This window comes from Vibrio sp. 11-4(1), from assembly GCF_013048625.1.
Taxonomy (GTDB): Bacteria; Pseudomonadota; Gammaproteobacteria; order Enterobacterales; family Vibrionaceae; genus Vibrio; species Vibrio diabolicus.
Genome location: NZ_VHSY01000061.1, coordinates 1 through 688, shown reverse-complemented (window position 1 = coordinate 688; position 688 = coordinate 1). Strand labels below are relative to the sequence as shown.

Genomic DNA, 688 nt, shown 5'->3' with positions numbered 1-688 from the left:
CCAGTTACTACTGTACCACGACCTTGGATTGAGAATACGTCTTCGATAGGCATTAGGAATGGCTGATCTACCGCACGCTCTGGCTCAGGGATGTAAGTATCTAGAGCTTCAGCTAGTTCAACGATTTTCGCTTCCCACTGCTCTTCGCCGTTTAGTGCGCCTAGTGCAGAACCTTGGATAACTGGTAGGTCATCACCTGGGAAATCGTATTCAGATAGAAGTTCACGAACTTCCATTTCTACTAGTTCTAGTAGCTCTTCATCGTCAACCATGTCACATTTGTTCATGAATACGATGATGTATGGGATACCAACCTGACGGCCTAGTAGGATGTGCTCACGAGTTTGTGGCATTGGGCCATCTGTCGCAGCAACAACTAGGATACCACCGTCCATCTGTGCAGCACCAGTGATCATGTTTTTAACGTAGTCCGCGTGTCCTGGACAGTCAACGTGTGCGTAGTGACGAGTTGGAGTGTCGTACTCAACGTGAGAAGTTGCGATTGTGATACCGCGCTCACGCTCTTCTGGAGCGTTATCGATAGATGCGAAGTCTTTAGCTACACCGCCGTAAACTTTAGCAAGAGTAGTACAGATAGCTGCAGTTAGAGTTGTTTTACCGTGGTCAACGTGGCCGATAGTACCAACGTTAACGTGCGGTTTCGTACGTTCAAATTTTTCTTTAGACA

The 688-nt window shown here is 47.2% G+C and carries 1 protein-coding gene; it reads right to left on the bottom strand.

Going from position 1 to position 688, the window contains the following annotated elements; genetic code table 11:
- Window positions 1-688: GTP-binding protein (locus FKN16_RS24360; protein ID WP_031780751.1), on the bottom strand; the 688-nt coding region annotated here is incomplete at both ends.